Source organism: Butyrivibrio sp. VCD2006 (assembly GCF_000423925.1).
Lineage (GTDB): Bacteria > Bacillota > Clostridia > Lachnospirales > Lachnospiraceae > Butyrivibrio.
This window is the reverse complement of the sequence record NZ_AUIX01000016.1, coordinates 118,731-140,748: the sequence shown is the minus strand read 5'-3', so window position 1 is coordinate 140,748 and position 22,018 is coordinate 118,731. Positions and strand designations below refer to the sequence as shown.

The 22,018-nt window shown below is 42.3% G+C and carries 19 protein-coding genes; 14 read left to right on the top strand and 5 right to left on the bottom strand.

The features are described from left to right. The first annotated feature begins 14 nt into the window (after nt 1–14). From G586_RS24805 to G586_RS0108115, 5 genes are all read left to right on the top strand, one after another. A complete protein-coding gene (locus tag G586_RS24805) occupies nt 15–2,717 on the top strand; it encodes a M56 family metallopeptidase (protein WP_026527365.1) in 2,703 nt (900 codons plus the stop codon). 379 nt (nt 2,718–3,096) lie between these two features. Then, nucleotides 3,097–3,882: a histidine phosphatase family protein gene (locus tag G586_RS0108125; protein WP_026527364.1), complete on the top strand. Its 786-nt coding sequence runs from the start codon at nt 3,097–3,099 to the stop codon at nt 3,880–3,882. Nucleotides 3,883–4,194: 312 nt separating this feature from the next. Then, nucleotides 4,195–5,100: a DUF2268 domain-containing protein gene (locus G586_RS0108120; protein ID WP_026527363.1), complete on the top strand. Its 906-nt coding sequence runs from the start codon at nt 4,195–4,197 to the stop codon at nt 5,098–5,100. Then, entirely contained in the window at nt 5,097–5,198 is a 102-nt protein-coding gene (locus G586_RS25570) for a MerR family DNA-binding transcriptional regulator (protein WP_081674282.1), read from the top strand. The genes G586_RS0108120 and G586_RS25570 overlap by 4 nt, the downstream gene beginning before the upstream one ends. A gap of 136 nt (nt 5,199–5,334) precedes the next feature. Continuing rightward, entirely contained in the window at nt 5,335–6,342 is a 1,008-nt protein-coding gene (locus tag G586_RS0108115) for a serine hydrolase domain-containing protein (RefSeq protein ID WP_026527362.1), read from the top strand. Nucleotides 6,343–6,391: 49 nt separating this feature from the next. On the opposite strand, the gene G586_RS0108110 is transcribed toward G586_RS0108115, so the two are convergent. Both G586_RS0108110 and G586_RS26010 read right to left on the bottom strand, forming a co-directional pair. Continuing rightward, nucleotides 6,392–7,117, bottom strand: a complete 726-nt coding sequence (locus tag G586_RS0108110) for an ion transporter (protein WP_035772795.1) — start codon at nt 7,115–7,117, stop codon at nt 6,392–6,394. A 117-nt stretch (nt 7,118–7,234) separates the two neighbouring features. Next, nucleotides 7,235–7,405, bottom strand: a complete 171-nt coding sequence (locus tag G586_RS26010; RefSeq protein ID WP_155834053.1) for a hypothetical protein — start codon at nt 7,403–7,405, stop codon at nt 7,235–7,237. 110 nt (nt 7,406–7,515) lie between these two features. Here G586_RS26010 and hflX point away from each other — a divergent pair, with 110 nt between their 5' ends. The 3 genes from hflX to G586_RS0108090 are packed head-to-tail and all read left to right on the top strand — an operon-like array spanning nt 7,516 to nt 12,472. Continuing rightward, entirely contained in the window at nt 7,516–8,826 is a 1,311-nt protein-coding gene (gene hflX / locus G586_RS0108100; protein ID WP_051204651.1) for a GTPase HflX, read from the top strand. A 48-nt stretch (nt 8,827–8,874) separates the two neighbouring features. Beyond that, a complete protein-coding gene (locus G586_RS0108095) occupies nt 8,875–10,515 on the top strand; it encodes a DUF6020 family protein (RefSeq protein WP_207640720.1) in 1,641 nt (546 codons plus the stop codon). A gap of 37 nt (nt 10,516–10,552) precedes the next feature. Beyond that, nucleotides 10,553–12,472: a substrate-binding and GGDEF domain-containing protein gene (locus tag G586_RS0108090; protein WP_026527358.1), complete on the top strand. Its 1,920-nt coding sequence runs from the start codon at nt 10,553–10,555 to the stop codon at nt 12,470–12,472. 78 nt (nt 12,473–12,550) lie between these two features. Here the strand turns inward: G586_RS0108090 and G586_RS0108085 are convergent, their stop codons facing one another. Then, nucleotides 12,551–13,198 carry a hypothetical protein gene (locus G586_RS0108085; RefSeq protein WP_026527357.1) on the bottom strand — a complete coding sequence of 216 codons (648 nt, stop codon included), beginning with the start codon at nt 13,196–13,198 and terminating at the stop codon, nt 12,551–12,553. Nucleotides 13,199–13,338: 140 nt separating this feature from the next. On the opposite strand from G586_RS0108085, the gene G586_RS0108080 reads away from it, so the two are divergent. After that, on the top strand, nt 13,339–13,911 hold the full coding sequence (locus tag G586_RS0108080) for a thymidine kinase (RefSeq protein ID WP_026527356.1): 573 nt from the start codon (nt 13,339–13,341) through the stop codon (nt 13,909–13,911). Nucleotides 13,912–13,982: 71 nt separating this feature from the next. On the opposite strand, the gene G586_RS0108075 is transcribed toward G586_RS0108080, so the two are convergent. Then, nucleotides 13,983–14,978: a substrate-binding domain-containing protein gene (locus tag G586_RS0108075; RefSeq protein WP_026527355.1), complete on the bottom strand. Its 996-nt coding sequence runs from the start codon at nt 14,976–14,978 to the stop codon at nt 13,983–13,985. A 14-nt stretch (nt 14,979–14,992) separates the two neighbouring features. Further along, on the bottom strand, nt 14,993–16,990 hold the full coding sequence (locus tag G586_RS0108070; protein WP_026527354.1) for a methyl-accepting chemotaxis protein: 1,998 nt from the start codon (nt 16,988–16,990) through the stop codon (nt 14,993–14,995). Between the two features lie 231 nt (nt 16,991–17,221). Between G586_RS0108070 and G586_RS0108065 the strand changes: the two genes are divergently transcribed. From G586_RS0108065 to dnaG, 5 genes are all read left to right on the top strand, one after another. Beyond that, nucleotides 17,222–17,632: a hypothetical protein gene (locus tag G586_RS0108065; protein WP_026527353.1), complete on the top strand. Its 411-nt coding sequence runs from the start codon at nt 17,222–17,224 to the stop codon at nt 17,630–17,632. An 80-nt stretch (nt 17,633–17,712) separates the two neighbouring features. Continuing rightward, a complete protein-coding gene (locus G586_RS24800; protein ID WP_051204649.1) occupies nt 17,713–18,225 on the top strand; it encodes a DUF6465 family protein in 513 nt (170 codons plus the stop codon). Between the two features lie 32 nt (nt 18,226–18,257). Then, nucleotides 18,258–18,563, top strand: a complete 306-nt coding sequence (locus tag G586_RS0108055) for a hypothetical protein (protein WP_026527352.1) — start codon at nt 18,258–18,260, stop codon at nt 18,561–18,563. Nucleotides 18,564–18,951: 388 nt separating this feature from the next. Next, entirely contained in the window at nt 18,952–19,956 is a 1,005-nt protein-coding gene (locus G586_RS0108050; RefSeq protein ID WP_026527351.1) for a deoxyguanosinetriphosphate triphosphohydrolase, read from the top strand. Between the two features lie 51 nt (nt 19,957–20,007). Beyond that, entirely contained in the window at nt 20,008–21,786 is a 1,779-nt protein-coding gene (gene dnaG, locus G586_RS0108045; protein ID WP_026527350.1) for a DNA primase, read from the top strand. Nucleotides 21,787–22,018 lie beyond the last annotated feature (232 nt).

The following is a 22,018-nucleotide window of genomic DNA, read 5'->3' as shown; positions in this document are numbered from 1 at the left end:
TCGGAGGGAAATGTATGGGGACAATTTTTATAAATGTAATTGAGATGAGTGTGGCAGCAGCTTTTCTTATGATTGCTGTAATACTTATCAGAATACCGCTAAAGAAGGCACCCAAGTGGTTCATGGGAGTGTTGTGGGCGATAGTTGCGCTAAGGCTCGTGCTGCCTTTTCAGATTGAGTCAAAGATCGGACTTCTTCCGAATATCGGAGAGATAATCGAATCAAATGTTTTTGGAACACGCACTGAAGTGACATATGTTACTCAGCATGACTATCAGCCGGCAGCTTCATTTAATTCGGGCTGGGTGGCAGGAATAGATGAAAATGAGACCATCGTACCGGAAACAGCAGATGAAGAAATAGAGTACCTTCCAAATGAAGAGATTACAGTCGTATCAAGCTACGATCCAATGACATTCAGGAAAGACCTCTTTGTAAGACTTCAGATGATCTGGATGTTTGGAGGACTTCTTGTTCTTGGCTATGCAGTTTTCAGCTACATCTCTATCAAAAAGAAGACAAGTGCTTCCATTAAGATGGACGGCAGCGATAATGCTTACATTTGCGACGAGATAGATACACCCTTTATTCTCGGAGTTTTCAGACCAATGATATACATGCCTTCAGGGCTTGATGATGAGACTGTCAGGAACGTACTTGCCCATGAAAAGGCGCATATCTTAAGGCGCGATCATATAAGAAAACAGTTTGGATTTTTGCTGCTTGCGCTTCACTGGTTCAATCCCCTTGTGTGGGTTTCCTATGCGCTTTTCTGCAAAGACATTGAGCTTTCCTGTGATGAAAAAGTTATAAGCCACATGTCCCTTGATGAGAAAAAATCCTATGCGACTTCGCTCCTTCTTTGCAGCACACATAGGAGATTTGTTCTGGCTTACCCGCTTGCTTTTGGTGAAGTCGGAGTTGGAACAAGAGTTAAGCAGATTTTCAATTATAAAAAACCTACCTTCTGGCTTATCGTGATGCTTGCGGTTGTGTGCGCAGGACTTTCAACCTGCTTCTTTACAAGTGCGGCAGGTGGCGATAGTGATGGAGCTGCTGCTCAGGATGAGAACGATATCAGTGCTCTTCAAGGACAGGATGAGAACGAAAGCAGCGATGGTGTAGGACAGGATGAGAATTCTGATGATTTGGCATTTGCTGTAAACAATGATGAAATAGCAGATGATGGAAATAATTCTTCAGGCTATAGGCTTACTTCCAGTCCTCAGGAGTCTGTTCTTGGTGGTTGGAACACCAGCTTTATTGCGAGGGATGCTGACGGAATAATAAGAAATTCAACCAAAGATGTTCAGACAAAATTGAAAAATGAAGATCTATTGTTTGAGGATGAGGACTCTGTCTCTTTTGGTTGGTCCAGCCCATGGCCCGGGATGAACCACGAAAAGGGACAGGTGATGGCCATGAGCTATTTTACTGATGAAGAAAAGGGCGAAGCCGAAATTCATTACTATGCAGCGGACTCTGAACCGCATGCATATGTATGGATTGAGAAGCTGACCATAGCTGAAGACGAAGATGGCGAGTACAGGGTGGCTAAAGAGCACCTTGATATATATGATGATATTTCTTCTTTTGAAGATTTTGAGGATGCTTATTTTAATAATGGTAGCGATTTTGAAGCTATCGATTACAATAAAAACGGATTTGGCGAGTATCTGAATAACAATGCAAAAGAGGATACTAACGGACTCTACAGCCAGCTTTTTGATCCGGCAGCTTCAGCAAGATATCTACTTAATCTCAGTGATGATGAATCGAAAGTTGTTGTGACAAAGACCGGTGAGAATAGCGACGGTGCGGTTGTTACCATTAAATTTGTTAAAGAAAACAAGTTTATGGATATAGCAATGATAAAGCCTTGGGGCGAGGATGGAATCTATATTCCCAAGATGCAATACCCAAAAGATTATTATGGGAACAGATCATATGAGCTTATTGTCGGCGATGATGAGGCTTCACTTAGCGGTGATGATGAGGCTTCACTTGACGGTAATGATACCACTTCATATGTCATAGTGGATGAGGATGGCGATGACTATTACGTAAATGGAGATCAATATTCAACAGGGCTTCCTGCCTATATTAAGGGCTCCGGTGAAAAGTTTGTTAATCTTCCATTTTCAAATAGTGATGACTACTTTGAAGATGTACATGAGCACAGATCTATGTCGGATGGCTACTCAGAGGAAGCTGACCTTAACGGCGATGGCAAAAAGGAAAAGATTGAAGTCATTGACCTTGGCTATAATGGCGGAGATGGCGGCTATGAGCCTCATGTCTATAATGCAGCAGGGAAAGAGATCGCACTTCCTGATGACACCAGACAGGAGCCGTTTTCCTTAAAGTGGACTGATGGAAATGTTGAAGTGATGCGAGGCAGTAAGGTTATCGCGTCTCTCACAAAGGATCAGGTTCATGAGTTTTATCTTGCCAAGGGATACTCTGAAGATAAGCTTGAGGCATTAGAAGACATCTTTAACAAGGATGAAGTTATAGTAGGTGATGATGCAAGTGGCTTTGTTATTACCGAGAATAATGGCAAGCCTGAGCTTGTAGTGAAGTATCTGCTTTCAGGTAAGCAGGGGCATTTCGATACTTTTGGTTATGTTCTCTTGCACCTTTCTTTAAATGAGGATGGAACCTGGAACGAGACACCTGAGTTTGTGACAGACTATGATCCTGAGGGACGGAGTTAATGGGCTATTTTCGGTTTGGCCCTATAACCCTGTTCTTGTGGACTGTTAAAGCTATGAAATCAGGAAAATAATCCAAATCATAGATGTAACAAGCTATTTCTATCTATGAAATCAAGAAAAAAGTCCAGTTCATAGATGCATGGCTATGTGGAATCTATGATTCGGGAGAAAAAGCAAAAATCATAGATGTAACAAGCTATTTCTATCTATGAAATCAGGAAAACAATCCAAATCATAGATGCATGGCTATGTGGAATCTATGATTCAGGGGAAAAAGCAAAAAACATAGATGTAATAGCCAGCATGAAGTCCAAATTAGGTCAAGAGGGAAATCTTGTTATATAATATGCTGAGAATTAGCAGACAGGAGAACCTAAACATGCGACTTTTATTTATCAGGCACGGAGACCCGAACTACGAGATAGACGGGCTTACTGAAAAAGGCAAAAGTGAGGCAATAGCCCTTGCAAAGCATATAAAAGAATTTGAAATTGACGAGGTATATGTATCGCCTCTTGGTCGAGCAAAAGAAACAGCGGAATATTCACTTAAGGAACTTGGGATGGAGGCTACAACCTGTGAGTGGCTAAAGGAATTCCCTGCGCTGTTTGATCCGAACATAGCAGACGAAGAAACAAGAAAAGCGTTCCCTAATGAGCTTCATTTTAATGAGGAAAAGGGGAGGTATGATAAAAGAATTGTCTGGGACATCATGCCATCTTACTACATGAACCACCCGGAATTATTTGATGCGAAGAAATGGAGAGAGTCTGACCTTGTTAAGGCTTCGGATGCGGTCGAGGTTTACGACGACATAATTAAAAACTTCGACGAATTCCTTGCGGGCTACGGTTATGAGCGAGACGGAAGCATCTACAAGGTCACAGAGAGTAACGACAAGACCGTTGCAATCTTTTGTCACTTCGGAATAACCTCGATTTTTCTTTCTTACTTTATGGGAATCTCACCCTATGTGCCAATGCAGTTTCTTGCCATGGCACCCACATCCATAACTGAGGTTGTGACTGAGGAGCGTGAAAAAGGGATAGCAATTTTCAGAACCTTAAGAGCCGGAGATATCACTCACCTTACCATGGAAAACGAACCCAGATCCTTCTCGGCGAGATTCTGTGAGAGATTTGAGAACATGGATGAAAGACATTAACCTATAGTAAGCTGATACCTACAAGAAAGTAAGGCATTCTTAAGAGAAATACTACACGTCATAAGACCTGAATCAACAAAAAGTCGTGTATCCCGGAAACAAGCAGCACAAATGATCTAAGAATATAGGCCCCAAAAGGGGAAAGGTAATTATCTCGTAATATAGCACAGAGCATGATATATAGAGGTTGCAACAATCTCTATATTTTTTTGTTTAAAAAAATACGAAAAAGGATTGAATAGCTGTTGACTCTGACGTTAGGTAATAGTTTATAGTTTGTTATAGCTTAAATAAAACATTCAGGAGGTAAGTATGAAAGTCAACAGCGTATATTCGCCAGATGTCTATAAAAAGATAATGCTGGCTGATTCAGATAAAAAAGATGACATCTATCGCTATGATATGATGCTGCCCTTCCAAGGAAAATGGGAATGTTATCATATCCCCATGAAACCAAAGTTTCCAGGTGGATATGACATTATTATGGCTAACAATAGATTAGGAATAATGGCGCCATCTGATGTGGACAGCGACATTGCAGAGCAGATAGAGCAATTGGAAAATCAGGAGATGTGGGAGTCTTGCAATAGGGCCATAGAAGAAGCTCTTACCAGATTTGAAAATCAAGGAATAGAGCTAAAGGTGCAGGAATATCTTTTCACAATTCTTCTGGCAAATCCCCAGAATGCTTATACAATCATGAATGAAGGATATTGTGGTGACGGAGGAATCCCTGGATATATTATGGGATGGCTCGTTCCTTCAAAAGAGACCATCAAAAGACTTCCAGCCGCCCTTACACATGAAACTAATCATAATATCAGATACCAGTACATTAAGTGGACTAATGATATAAATCTTGGTGAGATGATTGTGAGTGAAGGATTAGCAGAGAACTTCGCCACAACAGTCTTTGGTGAAGAACTTCTTGGACCATGGGTCACCAAGACAGACATGGAGCTAATGCCCCTTATAAAAGAAATTATCTACGATGGTCTAGAAGTAACCGGTTTTGACAATATCACATCATATCTTTACGGCGATGAAATGGCTAGGATACAGCATTTCCCGGAAGTTGGGCTTCCATATTGTGCAGGATATGCTACAGGCTATTATTTGATAAAGTACTATTTAGAAAAGACAGGGGTTCCTATAGAAAAGGCAACGATAATTCCGGCAACTGAGATTTTGAATGAAGTAAAGGAATTTTGGAAATGAAAAAGCTGACAGTGAATGAAGTAAGTAAACTAACAGGAGTGAGTATACGTACCTTGCAGTATTATGACAAAATTGTGCTTATGGTACGAAATATTTAATATTGAAAAGAAATGTGTAAAGCAGACCTGATTCAGTGTATGAAAGGTCTGCTTTTCTTTTTTCTGTTAAGATTTAATCCGGGAAAAAGAATCAGGAACAAAACAAAAAATATATTCGCAATAAATTGGAGGAATTATGACTAATAAAATTGAAATAGATAAGACCTTAAGAGGAACCGCATACGTCACCAAAGGTGATGAAGTCCTATGTAAATACAGCAGCGGATTTGCGGACATTGCAAACGAGCGACCAAACACTTTTGAAACGAGGTTTGCCTGCGCGTCCATGAGTAAGACCTTCGTGGCTGTCGGAATTCTGCAACAAATTGAAAAAGGTAACCTGCACTTTGAAGATACACTGGGTAAAATATTGGACATTGATTTAAAAGCAATCGATCCCGATGTTACAGTAAAACAGCTTCTTACACACACTTCAGGTGTTCCGGATTATTTTGATGAATCAGTTATGGATGACTACGAAGCCTTGTGGAAGGATTTTCCAAACTACAGGATCAGGCACAACAGTGACATGATACCGCTTTTCATTGATAAGCCCATGATGTACAAAAAGGGCGAGAAGTTCCAGTACAACAATACAGGCTATGTGCTTCTTGCGCTGATTCTTGAGAAGGTGACAGGCATGGAGTTTGATGCCTATCTTAAAGAAAATATATTTGATGTGTGTGGCATGACATCCACGGGATATTTTGAATTCGACAGGCTTCCCGGAGGCTGTGCCAATAACTACATCAGAATTCCCGACTCTGACGAGTATCGAACCAACATATATTCTGTTGGCGCGAAGGGAACAGGAGATGGCGGTGCATTCGTGACAGCTACGGACATGATTAATTTCTGGAAAGGCCTCATTGACCACAAGCTTTTATCTAAAGAGATGGTCACTGCCATGTTTTCAAAACAGAGCGGAGATGGCAAGGACGCGGAAGAAGGCTACTACGGCTATGGAATGTGGATCATTGATAACCCTGATGGACAGGACTATGTCTACATGCAGGGCTGCGATGACGGAGTATGTGCCTTTTCAGAATATAACCCTAATAATGGGATGCTGACAGTACTGCTTAGTAACTACGGTGACGATGTTTGGGAAGCTATGAGAAAAATCAGGAAGGATAATTACTAAAGCTTTCTTGTGGCACAAGAATATTTATTGAAACTCAAAAAGATCAGCATCACAGCTCATACTTCGACTTTTTCTTGCTGATCTCATTCATATATGCAGCGGTTATCATGCCTGAAGGCAGAGCGATAACGGCAACTCCAACAAGTGCGGATATCATGGTGATAAAGCGCCCAATATTGGTTGTGGGATAGATATCTCCGTAACCGATTGTGGTAATGGAAATGGTTGCCCAATACAGAGCATCGAAAAAGGTTTCAAACAGATTTGGCTCAAGCTGGAAAATCAGCATTGCGGAGACAAAAATATAAATTGTAATAAGTATAAGCACAGCAAAGAGCTGTGTTTTTACTTTTCTAAGGACATTGGCGATAATGACCATGGTCTTGGAATAGCGCACAAGTTTAACAACTCTGAAGGCTCTGAAGAGCTTCAAAAGTCTGAGGGCCGGGATAGGCAGTATAAAGTATATGATAGGCATGATTGAAAGAAAATCAAAGATTGCCAGCGGTGTAAATATATATGCAAAATAAGCCTTTGCACTGATATAACCCATCTTATAATCAGCGGTATAGACTCTTGCGCAGTAATCTATAGAGAAAATTATGGTAGTCATTATCTCGATAATGATGGTGTAGATGCTATCAGCTTTTAAGGTCAGAGGAACCATGCCTGCAATAACTGCTGTTGTCATGAGCATGTCGTAAGCTCTACTGGATTTGTCTCCGATGCTTGAAACCTCGAGGACTTCATAGATTCGCTTTTTTGTTTCGTTCATAGGCACCTGCTTTTTATGTAAAAATCATAAACTATTATTTATTCAAAAAAACATTAGTTGATGACATTTAGTAACTACGCATTGTGATTTATGATAAACAGCCTTGGGGTAAATTGATCAGAAATTGCCCTTAATAAAGGCAAGTATGCCGAGTATGATAAGAATTACGCTTAGCAATTGGCATGTATTTATGAAAATTTTTGTGACATATTCTTTTTTGCCGGACTCAACAACTCCGGTATCGGAGATGAGCAGATTGTCCGATTTATTCTTTTTGTTCTTGTTCATAAACACTTACTCCATTTATGCGGTGTTCGGTTTATGGTTTCAAAAAATACTTATTAACATTATATCATGAAAATACGTTGAAAATACCAGTTTTGATGTATAATAATCTCATGTTTAATACAGAGGAAAATTACGGCATCCCCGGGGCTATCCTTGTGGGATTAAATTATGGAAATAAAGACGAAGCAAAATTTGAGAGATCAATGAAGGAGCTTAAGGCTCTCACAGAGGCCTGTGACCTTGAGCCTATGATGACTATCACGCAGACCCTTCCACACCCTGACAGCAGCACCTTTATAGGCAGCGGCAAGGTGGAGGAGCTTAAGAACCTTATAAGCATGAAGGATGCCAGCATAGTCATTTTCGGTGATGCGCTTTCTCCGATTCAGATAAGGAATCTGGAGAGGATTCTCGATACTGAGGTCATAGACAGGACAGGGCTTATTCTTCAGATCTTTGCAAAAAGAGCAAGGACAAGAGAATCCAGAATGCAGGTGGAATATGCCCAGCTTCAGTTTATGCTTCCCAGACTTGCAGGTATGCGTACCGAGCTAAGCAGACAGGGTGGCGGAAGCGGTAGACTTTCCAATAAGGGTGCAGGTGAGAAAAAGCTTGAGCTGGACAGGAGAAGAATCGAGCACAGATGCGCTGAGCTTAGAAGAGAGCTTGAAACAGTCGAGCGCGAGCGAAACACTCAGAGATCGAAGAGAATGACATCCGACATCGCAAGGATATCTCTGGTGGGATATACAAATGCGGGGAAATCCACGCTGATGAATGCTCTTCTTGATGCAAGTCATGTTGAGGATGTGGACAATAAAAAGGTCATGCAGAAGGATATGCTTTTTGCGACACTTGATACCACTGTCAGAAGGATAGATGTTCCGGGGCACAGACCGTTTCTTTTATCCGACACGGTAGGATTTATTGACGAGCTTCCGACAACTCTTGTTAAGGCATTCAGATCCACGTTGGCGGAGGCAGTTTATGCCGACCTTTTGCTTGAGGTTATCGATTTTTCAGATCCTGATTATATGACGCATATTGATGTCACAGAGCGCACCCTTAGGGAGATTGGCGCGGGACAGGTGCCGATAATCTATGTGTTCAATAAGGCGGATCTGGTGGTAGGCGGCTCTGAGCATACGAGCATGACAATACCGCATGTGCGTAATGACAGAATCTATATGGCTGCGGAAGATGGGATCGGAATAGATGAGCTCATCACACTTATCGAGCACACTCTTGAAGGGGAAAAAGCGGAGTGCGAGTTCCTGATACCATATTCTGATGGGGCAGCCCTTCATGAGATCACTAACAGATCTGATGTTTTGGAGACTGAGTATCTGGAGGAAGGAACCAGAGTTTTGGCGAACTGCAGCAAAAAGATGGCGATGCGATATATAAAATACGCCATTTAAATCCGAGGGGAGCGGATAAACGGTATGGAAATCAAGACGGGGATAAAAATGGAAAACAGGCGTGCCGCAAGAATTATCTATTCTGCGGTGATCGCCTTTATCAATGCGCTATGTACTTCAGGAGCGATATCACATGCCTGCTTCGGTTGGAATGTCATAGAGCATTATAAATGGGCCATGTATTTTGCGGTTTCATTTATCATAGCTTATATGGTCTTTTATCTTTCGGAGCATATAAATTTTGCGCCGGTTCGTACAGCAAATGTGACCTATAAGTTTTCTTACAAGAGGATGTTTGCGGTAGCATGTATTCTCTTTGTCTGCTGGCTTCCATACCTGATAATATATGCACCCGGACTTGTGAATTACGATACGGTCAATCAGGTGAAGGATTTTCTTGACGGTGTCTCTGCGGTTCCCTACGGCTATGCGCCGGGGCAGGAAGAGGTCACAGTTCTTTTTAATGCACATCATCCCGTTTTCGTTACTCTGATTTTTGGAGCCTTTATAAAAATCGGAATCCTTCTGGGAAAACCGGCTCTTGGATTAACACTTTACATAATTCTTCAGATGGTTCTTGCGGCGCTGATATTCAGCTATGCGATAGAGAAGGCATTTGAATTCGGAAAAAATAAGAGCGTCATATTACGAAGGATGATCACTATCTTTTTTGCTCTTTTTCCGGTTATTCCCTATTATGTGTGTGATATGCTAAAGAACACACTTCATGCGCTGTTTGCGCTGCTTTACATATTTCTTTTTCTAAGGTTCGTAATAAGCGGACATGAATTCACACGCAACGAGAAAATTGCATGGGTAGTTCTTTCAATACTTGTTACACTCACCCAGAATACAGGCGTTTATCTTGTGATCATCACAGGAGTTTTTCTCGCTATAAAAGGGAAGAATATACGTAAAACCGTTATCTTTGGCACAGCGGTTTCAGCGCTGCTGATGCTTGTTATCCTTCCGAAAATCATCTACCCTGCGTTTAATATTTTCCCCGGAGGAAAGCAGGAGGTTTTGGGGATACTCTTTCAGCAGACTGCAAGATATGTAAGAGATTATCCTGAGGATATAACGGATGAAGATATTGAGGTCATTTCCAAGGTTGTGGATTATGATACCCTTAAAAATGATTTCACATTTGAAACTACGGATAACATCAAGGCAACCTTCAAGCTTCATGCGTCGACCGCCGAACTTCACAATTATTATGCACTGTGGATAAGGCAGGGAATAAAGCATCCCGGAGCATATTTCAGGGCTATACTTCCAATCTGCGGAATGTTTTTCGCAGCGGGCTATGATATTGGAATATTTGATCACATTCCCACAAATGAAGGGATTTTTTCACAGATACAACAGATTAATCCTGAGAACATGTACACATCGATGACAAATGGGTATTACCGCATCAGATCCTTCCCGGTGCTTAGGATTTTATTCCAGCATGCACTTTATGTGTTGTGGATTCCTGTGTTTTGTTTGTACAGACGCCGCGTAGTAAGTAAGAAAAAGAGCGTGCTTTTCATGGTTCCGTTCGTTGTTAATATGCTGTTTCTTATCATGAGTCCCATGGTTTATTCGAGATATGCGCTTCCGCTGATTTTTGCATCACCATTTTTGCTTTATATGACGCTTCTTGAGGATGGAATTAATAGCGGAAAAGAATGTGAAATAGTATAATGGTAGAAATATTCTGTGTAGCGTATTCGGGGGTTTTATGGATAGCGATTTTTTAGGTAATGGGAAAAAGAATATAGGTATCTTTTTCAACTGCTCCGAGGTTAGATTTCAAAGGAGATTATGTCATGCGCTTTCAAGCGTTGCTAAGAAGCTGGACTATAATCTTTTATTTTTCATGACCTTTGAAGTTATTGATGATGAGAGCGATTTTAACAGAATGAATGAAAAGATGGTTAAGTTCGCGCCGATAGAGCGTTTGGACGCAATCATCGTCGTTTACGATACCTTCGATCGGCCATCGATAAGACAGGTTCTTGAGGATGAGATAAGAAAAAGAGCCATCTGCCCTGTAATAAGCTTCAGAGAACAGTACAAGGACTTCCTTAGCATAATCAGCAATGCCAATGATGCGATCATCAATATCGTCAATCATCTTGCAGACTACCATCATTGCAAGAATATAGCTTTCATGGCCGGATATCCCCATCACTTTGACAGCGATGAGAGACTGCAGCGCTACAAGAGTGTTATGAAGGAAAAGAACCTTCCGATTTATGAAAACTCTATATTCTACGGAGATATGTGGAGATTTAAGGGTGAGGAGGCATTCAGATTTTTCTTCTCTGACCCTGATCATATACCTGATGCGATAGTCTGTGCCAATGACCACATGGCGAGAGCGCTCTGTACCGCCGCCATTGAGCACGGCCTTCGTATACCCGAGGACTTAAAGGTCACTGGTGTCGATGATATTGCTGAAGCGGTTGAATATCATCCTACTCTTACAACAGTAAGCGTTGACCTTGAGGAGATGGCTGAGCGAACTCTGGAACTTGCCAACAAGCTGATCAACAAGCAATATATAAAGTCTGTAAGTACCGTTCCCGCTAAGATCATGTACAGAGAGAGCTGCGGCTGTAATGGTGAGGAGGTTATTGTTTCATATCAGCATCAGCTGACACAGTATTACGAGAGAATGAGTCATCTTCTGGGACAGCCTCACAACCAGACCATGCTTCAGATTGACCTTGACGGCTGTAATACGCTCGAAGACCTTCTGGATACGATTCAGAGGAATGTTGATCTTGTGGTTAAGCACAAGGCCCTCTACATATGCCTGTCAGGCGAAGAAAATGAGAATGGCGGCAGGAATTTCAAAGAGGATGTGACGGATGTGGTTTATCCGGTTTTTGCATATCGTGACGGAAAAAGACTTGATATAAACATAAAGTCCTTCAGAACGGACGAGCTTCTTACCGCGGACTCCTATAGCACTGAGAAGCCTAGAACCATATATTTTTCACTGCTTCATGACAGTAGTAACTGTTTTGGATTCATGGCATCAGAGTTTGTGAGCCTTAAGGATACAGTCGATCAGTACTATTTTGACTGGCTTTTGAAAATATCCCTTGCGATAAACAAGCATTATATTTCAGCGGAGCTAAAGCACCTTCTTGAGCAGACAAAGCAGAAGAGTTTAACTGATTTCATGACAGACATGAGCAATCGTCGCGGCTTTGAAGTGTGGGTTTCTAACCACATGAAGGAATGGTCTCAGACGAAGGAAGAGATAACCTTCATGACCCTTGATCTTGATGGTCTTAAGAAGATAAATGACAATCTTGGACATGAATATGGAGATATGGCAATTGTAGCTGCCTCCAAGATCATCAAGAAAAAATGTCCGAAATTCGGCATCTGCGCAAGAACCGGCGGTGATGAATTCCTTATGGTGTTCCCTGCTTCGAAAGCCATACCGGATGAGATTGCAGAGAAAATCGAGAGCAGCATGCAAAGGAAAAACGCAGCAGGTGCGTTCCCCTTCAAGCTTGGAATATCCATTGGCTGGTACACCACGGTGGTTAAGAAAACAACCCGCCTTGAGGACTGCCTCGCAGAGAGCGATAAGAGCATGTATGAAGTCAAAGAACGCCACCACCAGGAGAATGACGAATAACAGGCTGACTCATAGACATCCATCCGTAAATGTGCGTTTTCATCAAGGCTGTCACTGTTAACTGTGACACAGCCTTCATCAATATCTATAAGCAGTGTAATAGATTTCGTATCTTTTTGATTCTTCGGGAGGATTTAAGTCTTTTACGACTGTTTCTCCTGCCTCTACGTTGTAGTTGCTGTTTACGATGTAGGTGTCTTCGAAGCCTACGAGATTATCTGTATCATCGAAGAAAAGTACAGCGGCCTGAACGGTGTTTATATCATAATTGCTTTTGTTGGTTGCGGATATGATGAGCTTACCGTTAGATGCGATTTCATCTTCAAGAGTTACGTCGTTATAAACGGGCATAATAAATGAGGCATCCTCATATCTGATCTTGTACTGATAATCAGCAGCATTTGCAGAGTTAAGAAATAGTGCATAGAGTGTGAAAAGCTGTCCGCCTGCCACATAGGCGCTATAGGATGATCCTGTTTCCAGAATGCCACCTGAAGCATCATAGCTGATGGTGTCCCAGGAGACTTCAAGATCATGATTGGTGTTGTTTTCACATACGGCAATCAGATACTTATAGCCCCATTCCGAGGCATATTCATAGGTTGATTTAACGGTGATATCTGCTGTTTCGCTTTGTGGCTCTGTTACTTCTACAGCTGCAAGGGCTGTATTTCCTGAAAGCAATAAAACCAGTATTGCTGCAATAATTGATTTCATTATCTTCATGATTCTGACCTCCTTTTCAAGCGGTAATATCCTGAAATATACTCTAAATATTACATATGTACTGGCAGTGTCCAATGTCTTTATTTTTTCTAAAAAAAGGCTGAAAATTATGCTAATATATAATGCGGAGGAGATTAGAAATGGCACAACTATATTTCAGATACGGCGCAATGGGATCATCCAAAACTGCCAATGCGCTTATGGTTAATTACAATTATCATGAAAGGGGCAAAAATTCCATCATCCTTAAGCCGGCACTTGAGAACAGGGACGGAGCCACTGTCATAAGATCAAGAATAGGTCTTCAGGCTGAGTGTATGCTTGTAGAGGACTTTTTTGATGAATACAGAAGAAAGCATAAGATGATAGAGAAGTACGATGCGATCATAGTTGATGAGGCACAGTTCCTCACAGCCGAGCAGGTGGATCTGCTTTCGGATATCGTCGATTTTGATAAGGTCCCTGTTATCTGTTACGGACTAAGGACCGATTTCCAGGAGAACTTTTTCCCGGGATCAGCAAGACTTATGGCTGTTGCAGATAAAATAGAAGAAGTTAAAACGGTATGCTGGTGCGGCAGGAAGGCAACCTGTAATGCGCGTATCTGCGATGGCAGGATTGTACGTGACGGCGAGCAGGTAGTTATGGGCGGTAACGAAAGTTATATCGCACTGTGTCGCAAGCACTTTAAGAAGGGAAAACTTACTGTATAAAATGATACGAGGCTGAGAGCATATACTCTCAGCCTCGTAGTTTTATAGTGTTTTGTCCTTATTCAAGGTGGTTACTTCATGTACTTGGATACGTTTGATTTGTCAACGGGTTCGAAGTCGACCCAGATGTACTTGTGGTCTTTGGTGGCGCCTTCGATGTTATCGAGGGTTCCGCCGCTTCCAAGTACCTTAGCTGCTTCGACGGCTTTTGCAGCCTGTCCCTCAGCGTTCTGAAGGACAGTGAAGGACATCTCGCCTGCTGCTATGGATGCGCAGCCATCAGCTGTGGCATCAACTCCGCATACGAGAATCTTGCTGTAATCAAGACCATAATTCTTTAAGCCCTGAATTGCTCCGAGAGCCATGGTGTCATTGTTGCAGAAGATGGCATCAACACTCTGACCTGTTTTCATAAAGATATCGAATTCTTTCTCGGCTTCGGTATCTGTCCAGTTTGCATAATCTACAAAAACATAATTGGCATTAACTCCGTTAGCTTTAAGAGTCTTCTTAACAGCCAGCGTTCTGTTTATGGTAGCGGAATGGCCCTTTTCACCTTCGAAGATGATCACATTCATACTGCCTTTTCCCAACTTGCTCACAACATATTCTGCCTGGTACTGACCGGCCTGCTGCTCATCTGAGCCGACATATATGAATTTGTCTGCTGTAAGATGATCATCAGAGGGCTGATTGTTTACATAGATTATAGGAATATCCTCTGCTGTAACATTCAGCTGAAGAGCAGTCGCATTATCGGCCGGACGACAGATAATTGCACTGTAACCCTTTGATTTTGCTGTGGATATCAGCTCAAGCTCTGTATCAATGGAACCGGCGGTCTCAACCATGTCGAGTGATACTCCCAGAGCAGATGCCTGCGACACGATTGAATCCGACAGAGCTTTACGGAAGGTATCATCCGTATCAGTAATTATCCACAGAACCTTGGTGGCGCCTCCGCCAGAAGAGGAGGTAGAGCCATTTGCGCAGCCCGCTATTGAAGAGAATGTCAATAGAGCTACTGCAACAACACTTAGCAATTTAACAAATAGATTTTTCTTCACGATAAGACCTCCTCTTAAATCTTGAATTTCTGAACATGAGAAGTAAGAGTTTCGGATGTGTTTGCAAGCTCGTGTGAGTTGTTTGCCACATCTTCACTGTTCCTTGAAATGGTCTTGGCCTGTTCAACCATGTTCTGTGAGGTTGCCAGTATCTCATCGGCGCTGGCTGCCTGCTCCTCGGAAATGGCAGCTACGTTGGTTGCTACGTCATTAACTTTATCTACATCACGGATCATCTCTTCGATGCAGTCATTGGATGCCTGGATATTTTCATAAATCTGATCAAAAGTTTCTACCGCTACATGTATGAGCTCGCTGTTCTTTTCGATACTTTCAGCACTGGCATTGGCCTGTCCTACGGCTTCATCGATAAGTCTGTGAACTTCAGCAATCAGGTTGGAGATGTTTGTGGCACTTTCGGAACTTGTCTGAGCCAGTTTTCCAATCTGAGTAGCAACGACTGCAAAGCCCTTACCGGCTTCACCTGCTCTCGCAGCCTCAATTGAAGCATTAAGTGACAGGAGATTTGTTTCCTCTGCGATTTCACCGATCATGCTGACAATGTTTGTAATTTCTTCAGAAGCTTTTCCTACCTCGTTGATAGAATCAACAAGCTTGCTGTTGGCGGTTTGAATTCCGTCCATAGCATGTGAAAGCTTTTCCATATCATTGCGGCCCTTCTGGGAGATTTTTACGGTCTCCTTCATACTGTCATCGGCCTTCTCGGAATTCTCACGGGTAGAAGATACAACTGATGCAAGAGTGGTAGCATTCTGAGCGATATCACCTACGGCAACGGCAAGCTGATCAACTGTGTCGTTCAGCTGCTGCATAGCTTCTGCCTGAGATTGTGATGCATCCTGCATATCCCTTGATACGGCATCACTGGTCTCGGATTCCTGTTTGAGCTTTTCTGATTCCTCGCTGATACTTGAGAGCATGTGTCTCATGCTTTCAACAAACTCAGCAATCCTTCCACCCATGGCACCGATCTCGTCGTTACTTTCCTGTTTTACTTCAATAGTGAAATCACCTTCGCTCATTGCATGGATGCTTCTGGTAATGCCTGCGAGAGGAGCGATAACTCTGCTTACAACTACAAGAAGGATAATTACGATTACTATGACAGCTATTAAACCGGCGATAATAAGATAATTACCAAGCTCCTGGACTGTAGCCATGATAGTATCTTCAGCGATGTAAGAAACAAGAACCCAGTCGGTTCCGGCAATCTGCCTGAAGGCTACATAATATGGTCCGATCTGTCTGGTTGAATAATCACCGTCGTTTATTGCCTGTGCAACGCCGCTTCTAAGTACGCTACTGTCGCTTGTGCTCAAGGTGGCTCCGACCATGTCCTTTTCTCTGTGGGCGAGAATGGTATTGTCATTTGTGTCGATAAGATAGGAAAATGCTTTATCCATCTTGACACCCGAGTTTACAATACTGCTTATTTTATCAAGGGTAACATCGGCAGCAATTACCTTTATTGAATCATCGCCATACTGAACAATACCGGAGGCACTTATAACTTTGATGCCTTCAGCATTTGTATATGATGTTCCATATTGCATATTCACACGGGTAATGCCTTGCTTGTACCATTCTGAATTTAAAGGATCACTCATCTCCAGAGTGGATTCAGTCGGCTTTAAAAATTCCCCTGCTGCCGTGCCTATATGAAGACCTTCAGGAGAGTTCTTGTTTGCTCCATAGAAGGAGTCAAGAAGCTTTTGAAGCTCTTCTTCATTGGGATTCATGCCCTCGATGGCAAGCTTTGCGGTTGAGAAAAACTGCAGATTATCTTCGAGCCATGACTCAATATTATCTCCCTGATTAGAGATAGAGGAGTCAAGATGTGCAGTCGATAGCTCAGTCAGTCTCTTTTTTGAGAGGGTGGTTGCTATCATAACCAGGGCAACAATCATTAAAACTACGATAGGAACAATGAAAATCAGAAGTCTGTTCCTTATTTTGCCGCTTCTACGGACCTTTACAGTCTTTTCGCTCATAGCATCCTCCTTACGGAATAAGGATAATTAATATAAACTATATATCATAATAAAAGTATCATACATACATAAAAAAAATGATTATGATATCCTTAAATTTGCATAAAAAATTACGAAAAAAAGGGCAAACAGATAAAGAAATTCAATTGAAAGTTGAGCGATAAAAGAATATACTTTTAGATAAAACAGCGATTCTTACGCTGGTCATATTTGTAAAGGGGGAACTTACAAATGGAAAATGATGAGCTCTTAAAAAAACTATCCGAGAATTCCAAGAAAAGTCTTATGTTTCACAGAATATGCGCATACTGTATGGTGGGAATCTTTTTAGTGGTTGGAATATCCGCATATATGATCGTACCTACCGCAGTAACAACAGTTAATAAGATCAATGATGTAGCGATCGCAGCTGAAGATACTCTTAGCAACACTAATGATCTGATCGCTGAGATGGATAAGACTGCGAAGGAGCTTCAGGGCATCGGAGACAACATGAACAATCTTATAAATGAAAACAGTGAGGCTATTACAGACTCACTGGACAAGATGTCGAAGGTTGATTTTGATGGTCTTAATAAGGCTATTCAGGATCTTCAGGACGCGGTGGGACCTTTCGCCAACTTTATGAACAAATTCAGGTGATCTGTTTTATTAGCGCCCGAGTGTAAGTTTTGCAGCATAACGATTATGTTACCCATGTAATGGGAAGGAGGATATGAAAAATGGCATCAAAGAAAACTACTGACAAGATTATTGACCTTGCTAAAAATGTATCTGAGGCAGCAAAGCCTTATGTGGAAAAAGCAGAGCCCTATCTGGAGAAAGCAAAAGAGAAGGCAGAGCCTGTTTTTGATGAGGTAAAGGAGAAAAGTGCTCCTGTTCTTAAGGATGTTATCGAGAAGGCAGACCCGGTTATAAAGGAGGTTAAGAAGAGAACAGCTCCCGCTACAAAGGTTATTAAGGAGCAGAGCGAGAAAGCAGCAGATGTTGTGAAGGCTGCAACGAAGGACCTTTCCGAGAGCGCAGCAAAGAAGAGCGCGAAAACCGAGTTTTTCATCCAATACATGGATTATGAAGTAAGAACTGAGGATATTGCTGATAAGATCCGTGAGCAGTACGTGTCACTGGGACATAAGGTCTCTGATATCAAGGAGCTTCAGATATATTTAAAGCCCGAAGAAAATACTGCGTATTATGTGGTTAACCACAAGGATACTGGAAAGTTTGTTTACTAATAGTAATTACCTGGTAAACTTTCGGAGAATTTATGCAGATTGAGAAAAAAGTATTTTTTAACCTGAAACATTATGAGTATGGCGAAGCATTCTTTGGAAGCTACAAGGGAATGCGCTATCGGCTTGCAAGAGAACCCCTTGAAAATGTGGTTTTCACGCCTGTTGATGAGAGGAATCCCGATGCCAGACTCATGGCCACCGTATGGCCTGAACCCTATAGCTATTTTGATACCGAGGAGGAGAAAAAAGTTTCTGAGAAATTTGAGATTTCTGAGGAGGGGTTCGATGCTGCCATCGCCTGGATAAACGAAAAATACGAGACCGGAAAGTGGGACTAAACTTAAGGCTGTTGTCATTTTTATGGCAGCAGCCTGTTCTTTTTATTTCTTTGCCTTCCCCTTTGTGCTGACTAAAGCAGAGCGTAGACAAATTTAAGCCTTCCCCTTTGTGCTGACTGAAGCAGAGCGTAGACAAATTTAAAGCCTTCCCCTATGAGGATGTATATTATTTTAGAGCCTTCCCCTATGAGGATGTATATTATTTTAGAGCCTTCCCCTATGAGGATGATATTATTTTAGAGCCTTCCCCTTGGGGGGAAGGTGCCTGCGAAGCAGGCGGATGAGGGGAGACTAATAAGCAAAATTACTAATCCATCAAAATAATCACAAATTGAAAAAGGAAATCACGAAAACCTGCAGAATATAACTAAAGTGAGGAGTTTTTAGCGTGAAAATACGAGAAAGCTTAGAAAACAGAGAGAGACTTAACTTAAGTCCATATGCAACCCTGAGCATGAACTCGCGGGGGAGGAAAACGGAGGAGGAACCTTGTGATATCAGGCCTTGTTTTCAGAGAGATAGGGACAGAATCCTTTATTCTAAATCTTTCAGAAGGCTCAAGGATAAAACGCAGGTTTTCCTGACACCTGACGGTGACCACTACCGGACCAGGATGACTCACACCCTGGAGGTTTCCCAAAATGCCAGAACTATCGCAAGAGCATTGAAGCTCAATGAAGATCTTGCTGAGGCTATCGCGTTTGGCCACGATCTGGGCCACACGCCTTTTGGCCATGCAGGAGAGAGAGCTCTTAATGCTATATGCCCTTATGGTTTTAAACATAACGAACAGAGCCTTAGGACAGTTGAGCTTCTGGAGAAGGAAGGACAGGGACTCAATCTTACCTTCGAAGTAAGGGATGGGATTCTCAATCATGAGATGAATACCACACCGATAACACTTGAAGGCAGAGTAGTGCGTCTCTCTGATAAGATCGCCTATATTCATCATGATATGGATGATGCCATACGCGGAGGAATACTTAAGGAATCAGATGTGCCCGAATCTATATGTAAAGTGATAGGACACACTAATCGCGAATGGCTTGATACTTTTATCCATGATATTGTGGAGGCCAGCACAGGCCACAACGATATTCTCATGTCTGAAGAAGTGCATGATGCACTTATGGCACTTCGTGCTTTCATGTTTGAAAATGTATATACCAATCCTGTGGCTAAGAACCAGGAAGGGAAGGCGGAGAATCTGATCCAGATACTGTATCAGTACTACATGGATCATGAAGAGTTATTGCCTGAATACCTCAAAAAGCTTATGGATTCACAGCCTAAAGAGAAGCTTGTATGTGATCACATAAGTTCAATGACAGACCGTTTCGCGATTGCCAGATTCCAGGAGGGCTTCGTGCCAAAGAGCTGGAATGTACTCTGATTTAATTTTCTGTGTGGCTCGCGGAGATGAATTTTACTTAAAGGATACTATATGAGATATTCGGATGAGATCATTGAGGAGGTCAGATCCCGCAACGACATCGTTGATGTCATAGGGCAGTATGTGAGCCTGAAGCGAGCAGGTGCCAACTACGTGGGACTGTGTCCTTTTCATAATGAAAAGTCGCCATCCTTTAGCGTATCGCCGAATAAGCAGATGTTTTACTGTTTTGGCTGCAGAGTGGGTGGAAACGTCTTTTCGTTTTTGATGAAATACGACAACTTAACATTTGGCGAAGCTATGAAGACTCTGGCTGACAGAGCAGGAGTCAAGCTCCCTGAGGAGGATGAATCTCCCCAGGCAAAGAAGATGCGTGATAAAAGGCAGACCTTGCTTGACATAAATAAGGAAGCCGCAAAGTACTATGTTTACCAGCTTAAGTCTCCTGCAGGGGAGAAAGGGCTGAGGTACTTTAGGGACAGAGCCCTTTCCGATGAGACTATTAAAAAGTTTGGTCTTGGATACTCCAACGTCACCAGTGATGACCTTGTGAGATATTTGCGAAGTAAGGGCTATAGCGATGCCTTGATAATCGAGGCGGGGCTTGCATCTCATGATGAGAAGTACGGTACCCACGATAAGTTCTGGAACAGGGTTATGTTCCCGATACTCGATGCCAATTCCAAGGTTATAGGCTTTGGCGGAAGAGTTATGGGAGATGGTAAACCCAAGTATCTGAACTCGCCTGAGACCATGATCTTTGATAAGAGCAGGAATCTGTTTGGTCTTAATTATGCGAAAAATGCAAGAGCGGGTTACATCATTATCTGCGAAGGCTATATGGATGTTATAGCGATGCATCAGGCGGGATTTTCAATGGCTGTGGCTTCACTTGGAACAGCATTTACTTCGCAGCAGGCAAGCCTTCTTAAGCGGTATACCGATCTGGTAATTCTGTCCTATGATAGTGACGGGGCCGGTACCAGCGCCGCGCTGAGAGGCATTGAGATACTTAAGGGTGCGGGACTTAAAGGAAAAGTCCTTAATTTAAAGCCCTACAAGGACCCTGATGAATTTATAAAAAATGAAGGAAGGGAAGCCTTTGAAGAGAGAATCAGGAAGGCTGAAAATCCATTCTTTTTTGAAATATCAGTTAAAGAAAAAGAATTCGATATGAGCGATCCGGCTGAGAAGACAGAGTTCCACAGATATATCGGGAAAAAACTTTGTGAATTCACTGAGGCCGTTGAACGTGAGAATTATCTTGAGGCGGTAGCACAGCGCTACATGATAAGCGCTGATGATTTGCATAAACTGGTGGCAGGAATTGCTGCTGAGGGCGGAATCGTAGCTAAGACGGAAAAGCCCAAAATACAGAGACAGGGAGCGGCTGTCAAAGAAGATCCTTCAAGGAAGCCGCAAAGACTCCTTATTACATGGCTTGCTGATGAGCCCGGAGTTTTTTCATCAGTCAAAAAATGGATAAGCCCTCAGGATTTTGCAGATGAGATGTACCGTGGTATCGCGGATGAGATGTGGAAGGGACTGGATGACGGAAGCTTTGATCCGGCTAAGGTCATGAATCATTTTACCGACGAAGCTGAGCAAAGAGAGGTCGCAGAGCTTTTCAACACTAACCTTGTTAAGGTAAATACGAAAGATGAACGTGAAAAGGCTATGCATGACATTCTCTATGACATAAAAAAATCCGGCTATGAAAAGAAATTGTCGGATATGCCGGGAGATGCGCCGGAGCGATGGAATTTTACTCTGGAAGGAAAACGCACCCTGGAAGAGCTATCAAGAGCAAAGATTGTTTTGAATGGTTAAGATACTGAAAGGAAGGTAGAAAGTGGCAGAGAAAAAAGTTACAACAAAGGCAGCCAAGGAAGAAAAGGTAAAGAAGGAGACAGCTAAGGCTGCAGACAAGAAGACTGAAGAGAAGAAGACTTCTGCTAAGAAGCCTGCAGCAAAGACTGCAGAGAAAAAGGATGCGGCTAAAAAAGAGCCTGCAAAGAAAACTGCTGAGAAGAAGGAAATAGCTAAGAAGGAGCCTGCAAAG